Here is a 17846-nt window from a genome sequence, read left to right on the forward strand (position 1 = left end):
CCCTACAAATACATAACTGATGTGGGTTTAAAGGGTCTGTGCTACAGACGCCTTCAAGCTATTTTGATTTTCTATCGACGGTGCAACCGGCTGATGTCCGTTTTCCCCTTGAGGGCGACGCGCCTCAATTAAGCTAATCGCACGGGTGACGCTTTCCGGCAAAATGACCACCAAACTGCCTTCTGGTGCTTGCCCCAGCGCCGTATTTATGGCGGTCGTCTCATCCAGAATGGTTTCATAGCGGGAATCTGGCTTTTCTTGCTGAATTCCCTGAGAGATTAAGGCAGCTGCCTCACCGCGAGGACGCCCCCGCGTATCATCATCTTCCTTGATGATGATGCGGTCAAACATATTTGCCGAGAGTTTGCCCAGAGTAACGAAATCTTCGTCGCGGCGATCGCCAGGACCACCCACCACACCAATTCTCTCACCAGGCCAGTTGCGGACAAAACCACCTAACGCCTCATAGCTGGCTGCATTGTGAGCATAATCGATCAGAGCATTATATTTGCCCATCTCGAACATATTCATCCGTCCTGGTGTCTGAGCGGTTGAAGCGCGGAACGTATTTAAGCCCTGACGAATTTCCTCGATCTTCACCCCTTCCGCAAAAGCCGCCAAACTCGCCGCTAGCGCGTTGGCAATCTGAAAAGGTGCCCGTGCCTCCATCGTCAGCGGCACATTCACCGCTTGTTCAATCCGTAGTACCCAATCTCCCTTCAAAATCGACAAATAGCCATTTTCATAAGCCGCTGCCAAACCGCCCCGACGGGTATGTTCTCGCACCAGCTCATTTTCTGGATTCATGGTGAAATAAGCCACTTGTCCCTGCACCCGCCGCGCCATCGCTGCTACCAAGGGATCGTCGGCGTTCAGGACGGCATAGCCTTCTGGCATCACCGCTTCCACCACGACGCTCTTGAGATGAGCCATATCTTCGATCGTTTCAATATCACCAATTCCCAGGTGGTCGGCAGCCACGTTTAAGACGACACCCACATCAGAGGCACTGAAAGCTAAACCAGAGCGGAGAATCCCTCCCCGCGCCGTTTCTAGCACCGCCACTTCTACCGTGGGATCTGAAAGAATTAGCTGGGCACTTTGAGGGCCGGTGTTATCCCCCGGTTCCACCATATAATCCCCAATGTAAGTGCCATCGGTGGTCGTGTAGCCAATCGTTTTCCCTGTCTGCTTGAAGATGTGGGCAATTAGACGAGTCGTTGTTGTTTTACCGTTGGTGCCAGTAATGGAAATGATGGGAACGCGAGTGGGCGCTCCAGGCGGAAAGAGCATATCTAGCACTGGGGCAGCCACATTTCGCGGCAAACCCTGGCTGGGACAAACGTGCATCCGGAATCCGGGGGCGGCGTTCACCTCAACAATCACCCCATCCATTTCTCGCAAGGGTTTGCTGATATCGGATGTCACCACATCAATTCCAGCAATATCCAACCCGATAATCTTGGCGACTCGTTCGCAAAGCCAGATATTTTCGGGATGAATTTCGTCAGTCCGGTCAACAGCAATCCCGCCAGTGCTGAGGTTGGCGGTTGCCCGCAGATAACAAATCTCTCCGGCGGGTAGCACGGTCTCCAGGGTATACCCCTGCCGTTGCAACAGCGTGAAGGTGGTGCGATCTACTTCAATTTTGGTGAGGATGTTATCGTGCCCTTCACCCCGATGGGGATCGCTATTGGTTAGCTCAATCAATTGCTCGATGCTGGATGTGCCATCTCCTACCACATGGGCGGGGACTCGTTCCGCAACTGCCACCAATTTGCCGTTGACCACCAATACTCGGTGGTCGCTTCCAGTATAGTAGCGTTCAACAATCACCGAGCGAGTTTTAGAAGCACTCTTGGCAGCATCATAGGCTTCTTCTGCTTGTTGGAAGTCGGTGATATTGATAGTAATGCCCCGTCCGTGGTTGCCGTCGAGGGGCTTGAGGACGATTGGGTATCCCCCCACCTCTTGAATGGCGTCTTCAAGTTCGTCCAGGTAGTGAATTACCGTGCCGCGCGGAACCGGCACCCCGGCTTGGCGCAACATTTTTTTGGTGCCTTCTTTGTCGGAGGCAAGTTCGACACCCAAAATGCTAGAGTGGTTGCTCAAAGTTGCCTGCATCCGCTTCTGGTAGACGCCATACCCTATCTGAATCATGGCGCGAACGCTTAAAGGCATCCAGGGAATTCCCCGCGCTTCGGCTTCTTTGACAATGGTTTCGGTGCTGGGACCGAGGGCAGCAGCCCGTGCGAAATCCCTCAGGTCTTTAAGATCCTGTGCTAACTCCTGGGCGGAGTAGGTGCCGGTGTCTACAATACTCTGACAAAGGCGCACGGCGGCTCTGGAGGCATAGCGACCGGCTTGTTCATCGTGGTACTCAATGACCACCTGGTAAATGCCTGGGGTGGCTGTTTCGCGGGTACGACCAAAGCCAGATGGCATCCCAGCGAGTTCCTGAAGTTCTAGGGCAACGTGTTCGATGATGTGTCCCATCATCGTGCCTTCTTTGACTCGGCTCAAGAAACCACCTCGACAGCCAGGGGAACAGAAGTGTTCTTCCAGACTTGGTAGCACCTGAATTAATCCCTCGTAGAAGCCAGGAATCTGATTGGATGGCTTTTCTGCAAGTTCTTCTAAATCTAGGCGCATGACGACCAATTTTTGCCGTCGAATACTCCAGTAGTTGGGACCCCGTAATGTCTGGATTTTTAAAATTCTCATGGCTACTTTTGCGGGTGATTCAGAGGATGTGGGCTGTCGAATCGCGGGTAGGGACGAAGATGCAAGCGATTTCACATCTGCTGCTTTTAAGAGAAAACTTTGCCAGAAAGGCTTCGCCCTTACTGAATCCGCTGCTACTTTAAGCAATTCCCTAGTTTCCAGCTTTAAAAAGTCACTAGACTGTTCTCCACGAACAGTTTTTTGCCAAAAAGGCAATCATGACCAGTTTTAAATTTGGAATTGAAGTACCGCTAGTAATATTCACTCATCAGCCATCGGGTAGCAGGATGACTCGCTGGTGTAAATGGTAGCGATCGCCATAACTAAGAATATGCAACCGTAGATTGAAAATACTAATCGGATCGGTTGCTCCCACTAAAGATTGATTGGTGTGAGATATCTCCCCAGGATCGACGATAGACACGGTGCCTTTACCGACTACCTGTAAAAGACCATCCGCTTCCACTAAGGCGCAAGTATCTTCGTCAATCCCAATCCCTAATTTGTCTGGATGAGCCGAAATCGCACTAATCAGACGCGCCATGCGATTGCGATTGTGAAAGTGTTGATCTACGATCACATCCGGTAAAATCCCTAACCCTAGCGTCATATCGACTAGGGAACGATTGGGAGACTCGCCGCTACCGCCTCCCGCAATCATATGATGTCCCATCACCGCCGCTCCTGCACTGGTTCCTGCCAGCGTAATCTCTCCCAGTTGCGCGCGGTATCGGACTCTTTCCATAAATGGCGTCTCGCCAAGCAGTCCACAGAGTCGCAGTTGATCGCCTCCAGTCATGAAAACCCCTGTACACTCTTCAATGTACTCCTGCATCAAGGGATCGTAACTCTGCTCCCGTTCGCGGATATCTAACACTTTCACGACTTTCGCACCCATTTCTTGAAAGATGGTGAGGTAGCGATCGCCAATCACCGCAGGTTCTCTGGATGCTGACGGAATAATCGCAATACAGGCATCAGTCGAGCCAGCACGATTAAAAAAAGTTTGTAAAATCTCGCGTCCGTGAACTTTGTCTTCCGCACCGCCAATCACCATGATGGCGGTTTTTGTTGATTGGGGCATCCTCTGTACTAAGGATTGAGGTTCTAACTGAAGCATCATGTTGCTCTTGACCATAGGGTGATATCGAATACTATCGTTCTGCCAGTTGATAGGAATGCCAATTTATCCTGATGCATGGTTCTTGCTCAACTCTCTCTAACCCCCTTGCTCACCAGGACAATCCCTACTTTCACGCTTGTCAATCGTCTCAATTTCCTTATCAATCTTTACTGGCAGGCGTTCCATCAACATCACCAAACAATTTAATTGTTTTTCTAGGTTGTTGAGTAACAAACGTTACAGATCGCCCCTAGTTTGTCGCTTTTGGGCTTAGATCCTATATGCATAATGCCAGATCGAGTCAACTTTTTTTATAAAATATTTAACATTATCTTGCGATTAGGGATACCGGGTAGTGGGTAATCGGTAGGAATTCGTAGGGAATGGGTAAAATCAACCTACTACTTAACTATCACCGACTTCTGCTGTGCGATTTGATATTGTTACTCTTTTTCCAGATTTTTTCTCCTCTCCTCTGAGTTCGGGACTGTTAGGGAAAGCTTTAGCCAAACAGATTGCTTCTGTGCATCTGATCGATCCCCGTAACTTTGCCACCGATAAACACCGCCGCGTGGATGATGAGCCTTACGGCGGCGGAGTAGGGATGTTGATGAAGCCAGAGCCGATATTTGGTGCTGTGGAGTCACTGCCAGTTCTAGCCAGACGCGAGACGATCCTGATGACGCCGCAGGGAGAACCGATGAAGCAACCGCTGTTTCGAGAATTGGCAGCCAATTATGACCAATTGGTAATTATTTGCGGTCATTATGAAGGTGTCGATGAGCGGGTGCTGAATTTGGTGACACGGGAGGTATCTTTAGGGGATTTTGTCTTGACTTGTGGAGAAATCCCGGCGCTGGCACTACTCAACGGCACCATTCGCCTACTACCGGGAACGGTGGGGAAGGAAGAGTCTTTAAAAGCAGAAAGTTTCGAGGCGGGGTTGTTAGATTATCCTCAATACACCCGTCCTGCTGACTTTCGCGGGTGGAAGGTGCCGGATGTTTTACTATCGGGGAATCATGCGGAGATTGAACGCTGGCGGCGAGACAGACAAATCGAGAGAACGCGCGATCGCCGTCCCGATTTATTTGCTGCTTGGTTGCAAGATTCCAGTTCCAACCAAAAACCAAAAACCATGAATCAGAATGAGCTTGAAAATGATATCGTCACCGTTAGCACACTACAGATAGCGCTAACAGCCCAAGCGGGTGCGATTCAATCAAAATTGTCTGAATTAAGTCTTACGGCGAATACTCAAACCCAGGAAGGGTTGATGCAGCTACTACAAGCATCTGTGCAAGCACTGCTAGAAAATTCCGAATGCTGGACTCATGTGTTGGGGAGTTCACAGACAGTTTCTAGTCGGGAGGAAGCTGAAACAGTCTTCAACAAACTTTCGTTACAAGAACGTAGCAAATTTACGGCTGAAACCCTCTCTAACGTAGATGGCAAAGTTACCCAGCAACAAGTTGAACTCGATCCAGATGAAGAACAACCTGCATACATCGTCGTAACATTGCTAATCGGCACGGCTGACGATCAGCCGTTATTTGAAAACCTCAATTCTGCACATACTGTAAAGCTTGCTTTAGAGAAAGTTACAGCCATCAGCCTCGACTATCTAATGGTGTTTGAACTACTCTGGAGTCCTCAGGTAGAAACTGATGCACTTACTCAAGAGGAACTTTTGAGCGAGTACCGTGACCTGGTAGCGATCGCTTAATCTCAAGTTTTACAACTGACTGCTTGCAGGCTAAAAAGCTTAAATTATGGAGAAAATCAGCCGGGTTTAGTTTGTTCCAAATTATGATTTTCTCAGGTTGAAGTGGAGTCGTCCCGGTGTTTAAAAAGCTTTTCAAATATGTACTGGTAGGTGTCGTGCTGGTGCTGGGCTACCACGCGATTACTCATGCCATTAGTGCGGCATCGACTCGTCAGCCTGTATGGTCAGTAAATCTTCATGCCAGTACACAACCACTCGCCACAGAGAACCGATTGCTGGTGCCAACGGGGAATACAAAGCCCTCAGCACTTCAATCACTCGATCCGGCAACCGGGAAGGTGCAATGGCTCAGTCAGCAGCCGATTGGCAGGGTGTTTGCTATAGAGGCTAATACTATCTATGCCAGCGATTTCGGGCTACTACCACTAGTTGACGATCCCAAAAACCTGGTGACGCTTGATGCCAACACAGGCAAGACAAAAGCAGTATTGCCACTTGACAATTCAGACTTTGCGGGAATGATTGGAGTATCTCAGGGAGCCTTCATTCTCAACAGCTATGTCAGACAGGGAGTAGAGAGCGATCGCAACGAAATTTCTGCCCGGACTCCAGATAAACTGCTCTGGAAGTTTGTCACCCCCAAAGACAGTATGGTTTCTACCTTTGAGAGCGTGGACTCCAAATCGCCTGTGGTTCAAAATGGGGTAGTGTTTTTGCCCATCTTAGTTAATCCCAGTACACCGCAAAGAGGATACCAACTCACCGGATTGGATGCCGCTACAGGCAAAGTCCTCTGGACTTGGAACACCTCAGCTGAGCTAACGGATGTCACAGTTTTAGGAGACACTGTATATCCGGCAGTGTATAGCAAAGACCGTACAGGAAAGGAACCTGGTTGGGTCAAGGCACTCGATTTAAAAACGGGCAAGGAACGCTGGACTCATACGATGCGGGGCGGTGAAGCCAAGCTAGCGAGCGATCGCGAAGTCTTCATTTGGGATGGTGATGCCAAGACGAGTACGCGATTTGTCGTTTTGGATCGGCAGACTGGGGCTATGCTTCGGCAATTTACCTTATCTCGCCAGGATCGGCAAGAACCCAGACCCATCGCTCTGGCAGACAATATTATTTACACGGCTGATATGGAAATCGAAGGTGTCAGCGCTCTTGGTTTCTATGGTTCAGCAAAGAACCATAGTCGGGTGAATGCCTTCGATGCCACAAGCGGACAGGTGCTTTGGCACACCCCGACACTCCGTGAAAGCCATATTTATCGATTTGTTCTGAATGGCGATCGCTTGTTCTTAAGCAGTAACGGGCTAGAAAACAATGTCCAGAGTGTTGTGCAGTCCTTTTCTACTCGCTAGAACCGCTGACGCAAACTCCAGACCAGAAACCCGCCTGAGATCGCAGCGTAAAGCACAACGCTGACAGATGCGATCGCCCAAAAGAATGGATTCCAAGCACTCTGGCTGACATCAATCCCCATCGGGCCGATAAACCTTTGCAACACATCGATACCGATACTACTTGCGATCGCGCCAGCACCACTGATTATCACCCACCAACCTGCTTGCGGCACTTTTGTTCTCAACACCAGCCACTGTGCTACCCCCAGCAAGATCCCATAGATGCCATCAAACACAAACTGAGGTAGCACAGACATCGTGGGCATCATGCCACCTATCAAGCCGGAAGCTGGGGGCATAAGAGTCACTGCCCATAGCCCGTTAATTACCGCCAAGGCGATCGCACTTCCCAAACTGGTTGCCACTACCCAAGAGCGAATAGAGGGGAGCCACTGCCTTAAAACCAGCCATTGAGCAGTTCCGCCTAAAGCACCACCGATTAGTCTAAACACTATCAGGATCGATAAAAGGGTAGTGCTACCGCCAGTGGTTCCTCCCCCGGTCGCTGATGCAACCGCTCCAGCAACTCCGTCCAAAATAATTTGTAGCAGTTTAGCCACGACACAGGCAACTAACCATTGCCACAAAAGTTTCTTCAATGCAAAAGATTTGTCTATCGTCATTATCGATCGCTTTTGGAGTTAGTCATCTTGCCACTCCAGATCAAGTAAATTGAACCGGGTAGCCAAAAAAACAAAGTTATTCCCAGTTTGGAATAGTCATGGGTACGAAATCCTTCAACAATATTAAATATGCAAGCTGCGATACCATATCCACCCAGAATTCGCAAACTAATCCAATGGCTGCGCGGGAAAAAACACAAGATTGCACTGATGAAACATATCCCTATTAATCCACTTTCCCATAAGAGAGATTCCACTCGCCTTTCAGGAGGCAAAGCAGGAAGGATATCGAACATCTTTGTCAGGAGATGAATCCCGGCAATGGCACAGAGTGTTCCCAGGACTTTCCACCAAAATCTACTCGTTCTACTCATTATTTAAACCACTTTTAGAATGTCCAAATTATATTTAGTCGGGGGTTATTATTTAATAAAGCAGTTGCACCTAAATGAATAACCCAATGGTTACTTTCTACTCCTTTCCTGTTTATCGAGCTGAGATTTTCTGGATATTTCTGCTTGTTGCAGTTTCTGGCGGGTATCTGTATCCTTGGGGTTAAGTTTGAGGGCTTGCTTAAAAGCTGCGATCGCCTCTGGTAATTTTTTCTGCTTCATCAAGGCTATCCCCAAAAAATAATAGATGTCTCCGTCTTTATCTTTATCTTTGGATTTCAGTTCAATGCCTCTGCGGTAGATAGCAACTGCTTCATCTAATTTGTTTTGTTTAACCAGAACCTGTCCCAACTCTTGATAAGCATTTGTATAGAAAGGATAGAGTTCAATCGCTTTGCGGTAAGCTGCGATCGCCTCATCTAATCGGTTTTGTTCAGCCAGTATCCACCCCAGCCCCTCGTAAGGCAGATGATAATTAGGTACAACCTGAATTGATTTTTTGTAGGCAGCAATGGCTTCCTCTGGTTTTTTTTGTACAGTAAAAGCGTCACCTAAACGCAGGTATGTCAGGTTGGCATTGGGTTCTAACTCAATCGATCGGCGATATGCGGCTACTGCCTCATTGGTTTTTCCGCTTGCCAGCAGGACGTTACCTAGCAAGTAGTATGCATCGTCGTTCTTCGGTTCTAGCTCAAGAGCTTTGCGAAAACTTGCCTCTGCTTCGTTCCATTGACCTTCATAAGTTAAGGCAAGCCCCAACCATAGATGATTCTTGGCTTTTGCGGGTTGCTGTTCGGCGGAAGAGCGACAATGCGCGATCGCTTTTGCACTTTCTCGTTGTTCAACTAACGCAAAACACAGACCATAGCGGGCATCAACCAACTTTGGGTCAAGTTGCAGAGCTTTGTTATAAGCTAATACAGCTTCGCTGAGCATCTTCGGTTTGGATAATAGCCACTGCCATGCCAAAGATTGTTGTTGTAACTGGTTAGCGATCCGAATCCCTTTACCTGAACTTTCCCAGAACGTCATGTAGGCATCGCCAAGTTTGAGAAAGGCTTGAGGATCGGTAGGCGTCACTTGAGTCTTTTGGCGATAGATAGCAATCTTTTCTTGATCTGCCTGCACCTGCGATAAGGTCTGGTAGTCTCGCAAAAAAAACCAAGCATGGTAAGCTCCTACCGCTAGACCTAAACCTATAATCGAGAAAATAAGAATTTTTCGAGGTTGCTTCAATTTTGAAAGCATCATTATTTTCAAATATTTACTGACTCGGATGCAAGCTAAGCACATTTCCGCCACGAGAGCGATCGCTAACACGGTTAATTAAGGCTTAAAACTCATTTAGGAGTAATGGGGCTGACTTAAGTTTAACTTTATCCGTAGATCCGCCCTGAAATAATTTTTGGGCTAATCACTAAAGTTAGCTAAAGCTATCTGGATAATGATTTCAACCTATTTTAAATGGTTTTCGGAATGAAACTGTAAATTTATTTTACGGTTCTTGATTCAGTGCGATTTGATTGAGGAGTACGATAGTTTTCAACATTATTGATGAGTGTTTCAAGCGCTTAGAAGGGCATTCGTGAAAACATCCCAGTTTTAAGATTTGGGATGCTTGTGTCAGTTTCCCAGAAGGTGTGAGTAGAGAAAAACGTCATTTCTGCGACAGTCTATTGATAAATTAATCTAAAGATATCCGCACGTTGACTTCGACCTTTCCGTCTTAATCTTCTAATCTCGACAATAGCGATAAGAAAAAGCTAGCGTAGAGGAGAAGAATGGAACGGCGAAAATGCTACGAAACGTAAAACTTCAGTTGCTTTGGGCTACAGTCCTGAGTTTCACGGTAGTCAACAGTGTGAATATTCATCTGCCCATTGGCAATCAAGAAACCGGGCTGAAGATTGGCAATGAAGCCGAGGCTAGAAGTAGTGGTGGACGAAGCGGTGGCGGCTCTTTTCGCTCTTCACCGTCACGTTCTAGTTCCAGCCCCAGTCGCTCCAGTAGCGGTAGTAGCTCCTCTCCCAGAAACTCTACACCGTCGCAGTCCAGTAGGGGCAGTACAGGTGGGCGAGCAGGCGGCGGCTCTTTTCAAAGAACCACTCCCCCGCCGTCCTCAGTGAGAACTCAACCGACGCGCCCGAACTCGTCTTGGAATGAACCTTACTATAGACAACCGGGAAGCACTGTCATCGTGCCGGTTCCCGTTGCACCGCCGCCCGTCTATACCTATCCCAACAGCGTTCCGCCGAATTATTATCCCAATAACGTTCCGGCGAATCAATCAACCTACCCTCAAACTGCGCCGGGAACTGCAAATTCTGTTCCTGCTCAAGTACCAACCAATTCTGGCTATTCTTCTACCGCTAGTAACTCATCGAGTGACTTTCCTTGGCTTTTCTTATTGATGTTGTTGGCAGTTGGGAGTATTGGGCTTTGGGCTTATTTCATCTTTTTGAAGAAGAAGGGTGGGAGTGCGGCTCAAGAGCTAGAGAATGATACGGTTACGGTCAGCAAGATACAGGTGGCATTGCTGGCTCAAGCTCGAAGTATTCAATCTCAGCTGACGGAACTGAGCCTGAATGTGGATACCGACACTTCTGAAGGGTTGATGCAGCTGCTACAAGAATCAGCTTTGGCACTATTGCGATCGCCCGAAAATTGGACTCATGTTCTAGCGAGTTCGCAGACGGTGAAAAGTCGAGAGGACGCCGAGGCAATTTTCAACCAAGTTTCTATACAAGAACGCAGCAAATTTAGTGCGGAAACCCTTACAAATGTGGGTGGTAGAGTCAGACAACAAAAACCCGCGATGCCTGACTTGGATGATGGCCCAGCAGCTTATATTGTGGTCACGTTGCTCGTCGGAACAGCGGATGACAAGCCGTTATTTGAAGAAATTCGCACCGCTGAAGCTTTGAAGTCAGCTTTAGAGAAAGTAGCGTCCATCTCCCCTGACTACCTGATGGTGTTTGAACTGCTATGGAGTCCCCAAGCGGAAACCGATAGCCTTACCTACGATGAGCTATTAACTGAATACACGGATATGGCGCAGATATAGTCGCAGCGTTTAGTCCTACCGCTTGCAAAAGTCCTTCGATGCCCTCAGACTGTAAGTTTGGGGCTATACAAACAAAGCCTGCCGACCCAGGCTTCAAGCCGAAATAATTTTATAGTCTCGCGTTGCGCGGACTTCGTTTGTGTAGCTGCGGCTTCGAGTCGCCAAGCCAAGTATTTTTGCTGAAATTTTGCTGAAAACGGATAAATGGCTAAGATTCGCATCGGAAACGGTTACGATATTCACCGCTTAGTTACTGGGCGTCCTTTAATTCTGGGAGGAGTGAAGATTGAGCATGAATTAGGATTGCTGGGGCACAGCGATGCCGATGTGCTGACTCATGCGATTATGGATGCGATGCTCGGTGCCCTGAGTTTAGGCGATATTGGTCATTATTTTCCCCCGACAGATCCCCAGTGGGCAGGGGCTGATAGTCTGGAACTGCTCAAGCAGGTGCATCAGCTAATTCGGGAACGAGGTTGGCAAATTGAGAATATTGACTCAGTAGTAGTGGCAGAACGTCCGAAACTGAAGCCGCATATTGAGAAGATGCGCGATCGCTTATCCGATGTCCTAGAATTAAAACCCGACCAAATAGGCATCAAAGCCACTACAAATGAAAAATTAGACTCAGTTGGGCGCGAAGAGGGTATCGCAGCTTATGCTGTAGCCTTACTGGTAGCTTCCGATTAACTTGGCTCAAACCTATCGAGTCAAAAGGTTGAAAATGTCTAGGATAGGAATGAACGAGAGGCGGATAAGACAGAGACTCTCAACGCGCTGGGAGCATTAAGGCAATGGAAGCTGGAAGATTTGAACTTACTCAGGGCGATTCTCTTGTTGATATTATTGCCTGCAACCCTGAAGGGCAAACGGTTCTAGTAGTTGAAGTCAAAGCTACTAAACTCAAAGATAGTAAAGCCAAACAATGGGCGATCGAGAAACTAAAATCCTACCTGCAAGCGGCGAACACGAAAATTCCCTTTGCCATGCTGGCTGACCTTGAAAACATTGAGATTTTTCAAGGGGACGGGGCTAATTTATCGGAACCCGTTAGCGTACTTAAGACTGCTACAGTGCTTAATCATTACGACCCCGAATTTAGCAGCAAACGGATATTTGGGCCATACCATCAGACACTCGTTGAAGCTTGGCTGCGAGACTTAGCCTATCACTGGAAGTCGGAAACCCCGCCAGGATCGGAAGAATTGGCAACCATCGGTTTGTTGCAGGTGCTGGAAGATGGAGATACTTACTCTGAAGGTGGCGCTTCTTGGTAATACTTTACGTTGAGACAAATTTCTTGATGAGCATTGCCACAGGACGCGACTCCCAAGCGAATACTTTGCTAGAGAATCCGACCACATCAGTCCAGATAGCGATACCAAGTATTTGCTGCATGGAAGCTCTCTCTGCATTAGAGGATGAACTGAAGCGCCGCAATCGTTTTATGGATGAACTAAAAAAACAAATCAGCCAGTTACGTCGAGATATCACCTCATCCCACGCCCAGTCTCTCCTTTCTCATTTACAACAGGCCTTAATTGAGAATCAGGCGCTATTCAATGATGTCGAAAACCGTCTCTTTCAAGCCCTCGATCATCTCAACACCAAGGCAGAGATAATTCCCTTAACTGGCGATATGCTTCAGGCAAGCTTAGATACACGTTTTATCAACAAAGACCCAACGGATAACTTGATTTTGCACTGCATTCTTAATCATGCACGGCTGCATACCACAGATAGGAAAGTGTTCCTCAGCGCCAATGTTAAAGAATTTAATCCGCCGGAAGTTCAAGCCGCTTTGCGTGATGCTGGCGCGGATAAATATTTTAGCCGCACACAGGATTTCCTCGGTTGGTTAGAGTCTCAGTAAGTTTTAATTAATACTCGTACAGACAATCATTATGAAATTATCTGCAACTATTCCCCTAATCTGGCGTCGTTTGTTCGCTGTCATGCTGGCAATGATAAGCGCGATCGCGCTCCATAGCTGTAGCCTGAATCAATTTAATACAAAAGCCGCTCAGGTGCCGCAGTTGGTGGACAGTATTCTGCAAGATCCAAAAACTTTTAACTATGTTCTAAGTCAAGAATCACCCAACGTTTTTAGCTTAATTTACGAAGGGTTAATTACTGAAAACGGCAATGGTGAACTTGAACCCGCCTTAGCTGAATCTTGGGAAGTCGCCCCAGACAAAAAGCGAATTGTTTTTACCATGCGGGAGGGCTTGAAATGGTCTGATGGTCAACCACTGACCGTTGATGATGTCATCTTTACTTACAATGAACTCTATTTCAACGAAAAAATTCCTACTGATATTAGAGACATTCTAAAGATTGGCAAAGATCGCCTGCTGCCTACTGTCCGTAAACTTGATGAACGACGGGTTGAATTTACAGTTCCAGAACCTTTTGCCCCGTTTTTGCGCTACACCGGACTTGCAATTTTACCTGCTCATGCGCTGCGAGAATCCATTGTCACTACAGATTCAGATGGAAAACCCAAGTTTCTGTCTAGCTGGGGAATCGACACCGATCCCAAAAAAATTATTGTCAATGGAATGTATCAGCTAGAAAACTATCAAACTAGCGAGCGGGTGACATTTCGACGAAATCCCTATTACTGGCGCAAGGATACTCAGGGTAATCAACAGCCATATATCGATCGCATTGTCTGGCAAATTGTCGAAAATACCGACACATCTTTTATCCAATATCGTTCTGGCGGTTTAGATACTCTAGGGATCGCGCCGGAATATTATTCTCTCCTTAAGCAAGAAGAAAATCGGGGAAAATTTAAAATTTACACGGGTGGCCCAGAACTCAGCACGACTTTTTTGGTTTTCAATTTAAATAAAGCCAAAAATTCTCAAAATCAGCCTCTCGTAGACCCAATTAAGTCTCGCTGGTTCAATAAGCTTGAGTTTCGCCAAGCGGTTGCTCACGCCATCGACCGTCAGAAAATGCTGAACAATCTCTATCGAGGGCTGGGAGAACCGCAAAACTCACCGATTTATAAGCAAAGTCCTTACTATTTATCCCCAGAGCAAGGTCTCAAAGTCTACGACTATAATCCAGAAAAGGCGAAAGAATTGCTGCGAAAAGCTGGATTTAAATATAACCCACAGGGTCAACTTTTCGATGCAGATGGCAATCGAGTTCGTTTTAGTATGCTGACCAATTCAGGGAATAAGCTGCGGGAGGCTATCGGTGCTCAGATTAAAGAAGACCTTGGCGCAGTTGGGATTCAGGTAGACTTTAATGCGATTAACTTCAATACGTTGATTGAAAAAGTTTATACCCAACGGAAATGGGATAGCTATATTGGCAAAATTGGCGGTGGCGGTATTGAGCCAAATGGTGGGGCAAACACTTGGACAACTAAAGGGGGTTTACACACTTTTAACCTAGGACCGCAAGCTGGAGAACCTCCGCTGAAGGGTTGGGAGGTTGATGACTGGGAATTGGCAATCGAAAACCTTTACATTAAAGGTGCCAGCGAACTTGATGAAAGTAAGCGGCGAGAAATATATGTCGAAAGCCAACGCATTACCCAGGAAAATTTACCCTTTATTTATCTGGTAAATCCGCTTTCAATGGAGGCAGTGCGCGATCGCGTTCAGGGCGTTAAATTCTCTGCCCTTGGTGGAGCCTTCTGGAATCTTTATGAACTCAAAGTCGCAGAAAACAAAAACATTCCGTAAACAAGGCAAAAAACAATTGGGCGCAGGGAAAAGAAAGATTAATTTCCTGCTTCCTCTTTTTCTATCTTTTTGCTTTTTGCTTTTCCCTTTTGCTTTATTCGGCTGTCACCCAACTTTACTTAAATCTCAGGCAACTGAGAAAGTATCCCAGTTGGTGACAGCCACATTAAGCGATCCCAAAACTTTTAATTGGGTACTTAATCAAGAATTTCCCCATGTTTTTCTATTCACTTACGAAGGATTAACGTCTGAAAATAGCGTTACGGGTGAAATTGAGCCTGCATTAGCTGAATCTTGGGAAATATCAGAGGATAAACGGCGAATCGTTTTTACCCTCCGAGAAGGATTGAAATGGTCAGATGGTCATTCACTGACAGCGGATGATGTTGTCTTCACGTATGAAGATGTGGTTCTTAATAAAGAGATTCTTACCGATGCCAGAGATAGTCTAAAAATTGGTACATCTGGTGCTTTTCCGCAAGTCAGAAAGCTAGATGCACGGCGGGTTGAATTTATTTTGCCAGAACCCTTTGCTCCTTTTTTGCGAACTACGACCGGCTCAAAAAGCGATGCGATCGTGATTTTGCCAAAACACGCCCTTGAGGACGCGGTAAAGTCGAAAAACTCAGAGGGAAAACCCAGGTTGATGTCTATCTGGGGAGTGGATACCAATCCAGCGGAAATAATTGTTAATGGCCCTTATAAAATAGAAAGTTACACCACTAGCGAACGGGTCGTATTTCGGCGTAACCCGTATTACTGGCGACGAGATGTACAAGGCAATCAGTTGCCTTACATCGATCGGATCGTGTGGCAAATTACGGAAAATATGGATACTCAGCTGCTTCAGTTCCGCTCTAATGGTTTAGATACGACTGACGGGTGGGGGCGATTGCGTCCTGAAGATTTTCCACTTTTAAAGCAAGAAGAAAAGCGCGGAAAATTTACAGTTTATACAGGTGGACCGCGATCGGGCACGACTTTTATTTCTTTTAATCTAAATAAAGGACGCCGGAACGGACGCCCTTTGATCGATCCAGTTAAATCTCGCTGGTTCAATAATCTATCATTCAGACAAGCGGTTGCTTATGCCATCGATCGGCAAGCGATGATTAACAACACTTTGCGCGGTCTGGGTGAAATGCAAAATTCACCAATTTCTGTACAAAGCTCTTACTATATAACTTCGGCAGAAGGTCTGAAAGTATACGAATATAATCCCGAAAAATCTAAGAAATTACTATTAAGCGCAGGGTTTAAATATAATAATCAAGGTCAGTTGTTAGACGCTGATGGAAATCGGGTGCAGTTTACATTAATAACGAATGCTGAAAATCAAACCCGCGTGTCACTGGGAGCGCAAATTAAGCAAAGTTTGAGCCAAATTGGCATTCAAGTAGATTTTACCCCAATTGCCTTCAACACGCTTGTAGATAAACTCGCAAACACTTTAGATTGGGAATGTTATTTGCTCGGTTTTACTGGCGGCATTGAACCCCATAATGGGGCGAATGTCTGGTTGCCAGATGGCGGGTTACACAGCTTCAATCAGGATGCTGTGTCGGGGTCAAAGCCGATTCAGGGTCGAGAGGTGGCTGCTTGGGAGGCGGAAATTGGGCGTCTGTACATTAAAGCTGCCCAAGAATTAGATGAGGTCAAGCGCAAAGAAATCTATGCCCAAACTCAACGGATTACGCAGGAATATTTGCCGATGATTTATCTAGTCAACCCGCTGTCAATGTCAGCCGTGCGCGATCGCGTTACCGGCATCAAATACTCTTCTCTTGGCGGTGCCCTCTGGAATGTTTATGAGCTGAAAGTGACCGATTAACGGCAAAATTTACATCGCCAATTCTTGTTTTTGCATTTTCTATCCTTAATTTGAAGTCGTGACTCAACCTGAAGCTTTGCAATCCTTATTAGCAGCGGTTGCCGCTGGTGACGTTAGCCCAGAAGCAGCGTTAGAAAAACTCAAGCATTTTGCCTTTGAACCCGTGGGCGATTTTGCCAAAATTGACCATCACCGCACCTTGCGAACGGGTTTTCCAGAGGTGATTTGGGGACCCGGAAAAACACCCGAACAGATTGCGGGGATTATGGAGGCGATGCGATCGCGCAACCCTGTCGTCATGGCAACGCGGATTGAACCGGCGGTTTATGCCCAGTTGCAGGAAAAAGTAGCAGGTCTCCAATATTACGCTTCGGCGCGAATCTGTACCATTTCTCCTGCCACTCTAGAACCCCAGTATTCGGGCACAATTGCCATCCTCTGTGCCGGTACTGCCGATTTATCCGTCGCTGAGGAAGCAGCGGTTACAGCAGAACTTTGTGGCTTCCAGGTGCAGCGCCTCTGGGATGTCGGCGTCGCGGGTATCCACCGCCTGTTAAGTAACCGTCACGTCATTGAATCGGCGAATGTGCTAATCGTCGTTGCCGGGATGGAAGGTGCTTTACCCAGCGTCGTCGCTGGTTTGGCTGATTGTCCCGTGATTGCAGTTCCCACCAGTGTCGGCTATGGTGCGAGTTTCGGCGGACTTGCGCCACTCCTGACAATGCTAAACTCTTGTGCAGCAGGGGTGGGCGTAGTGAATATTGATAATGGCTTCGGTGCGGCTATCTTAGCTGGACAAATTTTGAGAACGGCGCACAAACTGAAATCATCTGAGCAGTAGATTGGTACTGCCCGCTCATGCTATGCGGGCGAGCAAATCACTTATATGCTGTTTAATGATGGAGAGATTTTGATGATATTTTTACCCATCAGCGAAACCCGATGCCTACCTCCAAGACAGAATCAAAGCAACTTCTAGAACGCTTAATTTTTGAAGATGAACGTCCTAAAGATTGGGTACAAGATGTTTGGGGATTGAGTCCCACTTTGGGAGAAAGTGCTGCAAAATTGTTAGAAGTTTTTGAAGCGTTGATTGAGTGCTGTCCTGAAGAGAAGTTAGAAAATTTATTGCAAACTTTGTATCAGGATTCGCTTGAGTAATTATTTGAATTAAGGACGCGATCGCACTCTTCCTGAGATAAAAGCGATCACCATCAGGATGCGATCGCTTCTAGGGAACTTGCGGGCAA

General features: G+C 47.0%; 14 protein-coding genes and 1 pseudogene. 11 read left to right on the forward strand and 4 right to left on the reverse strand.

Going from position 1 to position 17846, the window contains the following annotated elements; all coding sequences use genetic code 11:
* Positions 1-27 precede the first annotated feature (27 nt).
* Both cphA and NC996_RS10800 read right to left on the reverse strand, forming a co-directional pair.
* A complete protein-coding gene (gene cphA / locus NC996_RS10795; RefSeq protein ID WP_190685083.1) occupies positions 28-2724 on the reverse strand; it encodes a cyanophycin synthetase in 2697 nt (898 codons plus the stop codon).
* Between the two features lie 268 nt (positions 2725-2992).
* On the reverse strand, positions 2993-3844 hold the full coding sequence (locus NC996_RS10800) for a cyanophycinase (RefSeq protein ID WP_190412853.1): 852 nt from the start codon (positions 3842-3844) through the stop codon (positions 2993-2995).
* A 430-nt stretch (positions 3845-4274) separates the two neighbouring features.
* Here NC996_RS10800 and trmD point away from each other — a divergent pair.
* The 3 genes and pseudogenes from trmD to NC996_RS10815 all read left to right on the forward strand — a co-directional run.
* Positions 4275-4958 (forward strand): annotated as a pseudogene (trmD, locus tag NC996_RS10805) (tRNA (guanosine(37)-N1)-methyltransferase TrmD); the annotation flags it as partial.
* A 27-nt stretch (positions 4959-4985) separates the two neighbouring features.
* Positions 4986-5573, forward strand: coding sequence for a DUF1517 domain-containing protein (locus NC996_RS10810; RefSeq protein ID WP_242037525.1), 588 nt, complete (start codon positions 4986-4988; stop codon positions 5571-5573).
* A 116-nt stretch (positions 5574-5689) separates the two neighbouring features.
* Entirely contained in the window at positions 5690-6940 is a 1251-nt protein-coding gene (locus NC996_RS10815) for a PQQ-binding-like beta-propeller repeat protein (protein ID WP_190685088.1), read from the forward strand.
* Here NC996_RS10815 and NC996_RS10820 read toward each other — a convergent pair.
* Both NC996_RS10820 and NC996_RS10825 read right to left on the reverse strand, forming a co-directional pair.
* Complete coding sequence (locus tag NC996_RS10820; RefSeq protein ID WP_190685092.1) at positions 6937-7605, reverse strand: hypothetical protein; 669 nt, start codon at positions 7603-7605, stop codon at positions 6937-6939. The genes NC996_RS10815 and NC996_RS10820 overlap by 4 nt on opposite strands.
* Before the next feature lie 464 nt (positions 7606-8069).
* Complete coding sequence (locus NC996_RS10825; protein ID WP_190685094.1) at positions 8070-9248, reverse strand: tetratricopeptide repeat protein; 1179 nt, start codon at positions 9246-9248, stop codon at positions 8070-8072.
* Positions 9249-9792: 544 nt separating this feature from the next.
* On the opposite strand from NC996_RS10825, the gene NC996_RS10830 reads away from it, so the two are divergent.
* The 8 genes from NC996_RS10830 to NC996_RS10865 all read left to right on the forward strand — a co-directional run bounded on the left by NC996_RS10830 (position 9793) and on the right by NC996_RS10865 (position 17757).
* Entirely contained in the window at positions 9793-11061 is a 1269-nt protein-coding gene (locus NC996_RS10830) for a DUF1517 domain-containing protein (RefSeq protein ID WP_190685096.1), read from the forward strand.
* Positions 11062-11265: 204 nt separating this feature from the next.
* Entirely contained in the window at positions 11266-11751 is a 486-nt protein-coding gene (gene ispF, locus NC996_RS10835; protein ID WP_190678685.1) for a 2-C-methyl-D-erythritol 2,4-cyclodiphosphate synthase, read from the forward strand.
* A 104-nt stretch (positions 11752-11855) separates the two neighbouring features.
* Positions 11856-12338, forward strand: a complete 483-nt coding sequence (locus NC996_RS10840; protein WP_190536337.1) for a type I restriction enzyme HsdR N-terminal domain-containing protein — start codon at positions 11856-11858, stop codon at positions 12336-12338.
* Positions 12332-12934 (forward strand): PIN domain-containing protein, encoded by a 603-nt coding sequence (locus NC996_RS10845; RefSeq protein ID WP_190678686.1) that lies wholly within the window; start codon positions 12332-12334, stop codon positions 12932-12934. Before NC996_RS10840 ends, NC996_RS10845 begins: the two co-directional genes overlap by 7 nt.
* A gap of 31 nt (positions 12935-12965) precedes the next feature.
* Complete coding sequence (locus NC996_RS10850; protein ID WP_190528708.1) at positions 12966-14765, forward strand: ABC transporter substrate-binding protein; 1800 nt, start codon at positions 12966-12968, stop codon at positions 14763-14765.
* A complete protein-coding gene (locus tag NC996_RS10855; protein WP_190685099.1) occupies positions 14728-16596 on the forward strand; it encodes an ABC transporter substrate-binding protein in 1869 nt (622 codons plus the stop codon). Before NC996_RS10850 ends, NC996_RS10855 begins: the two co-directional genes overlap by 38 nt.
* 58 nt (positions 16597-16654) lie before the next feature.
* Positions 16655-17437 (forward strand): nickel pincer cofactor biosynthesis protein LarB, encoded by a 783-nt coding sequence (gene larB, locus NC996_RS10860; protein ID WP_190685102.1) that lies wholly within the window; start codon positions 16655-16657, stop codon positions 17435-17437.
* A gap of 101 nt (positions 17438-17538) precedes the next feature.
* Entirely contained in the window at positions 17539-17757 is a 219-nt protein-coding gene (locus NC996_RS10865; RefSeq protein ID WP_190434334.1) for a hypothetical protein, read from the forward strand.
* Positions 17758-17846 lie beyond the last annotated feature (89 nt).

This window comes from Trichocoleus sp. ST-U2, assembly GCF_039961875.1.
Classification (GTDB): domain Bacteria; phylum Cyanobacteriota; class Cyanobacteriia; order Cyanobacteriales; family FACHB-T130; genus FACHB-T130.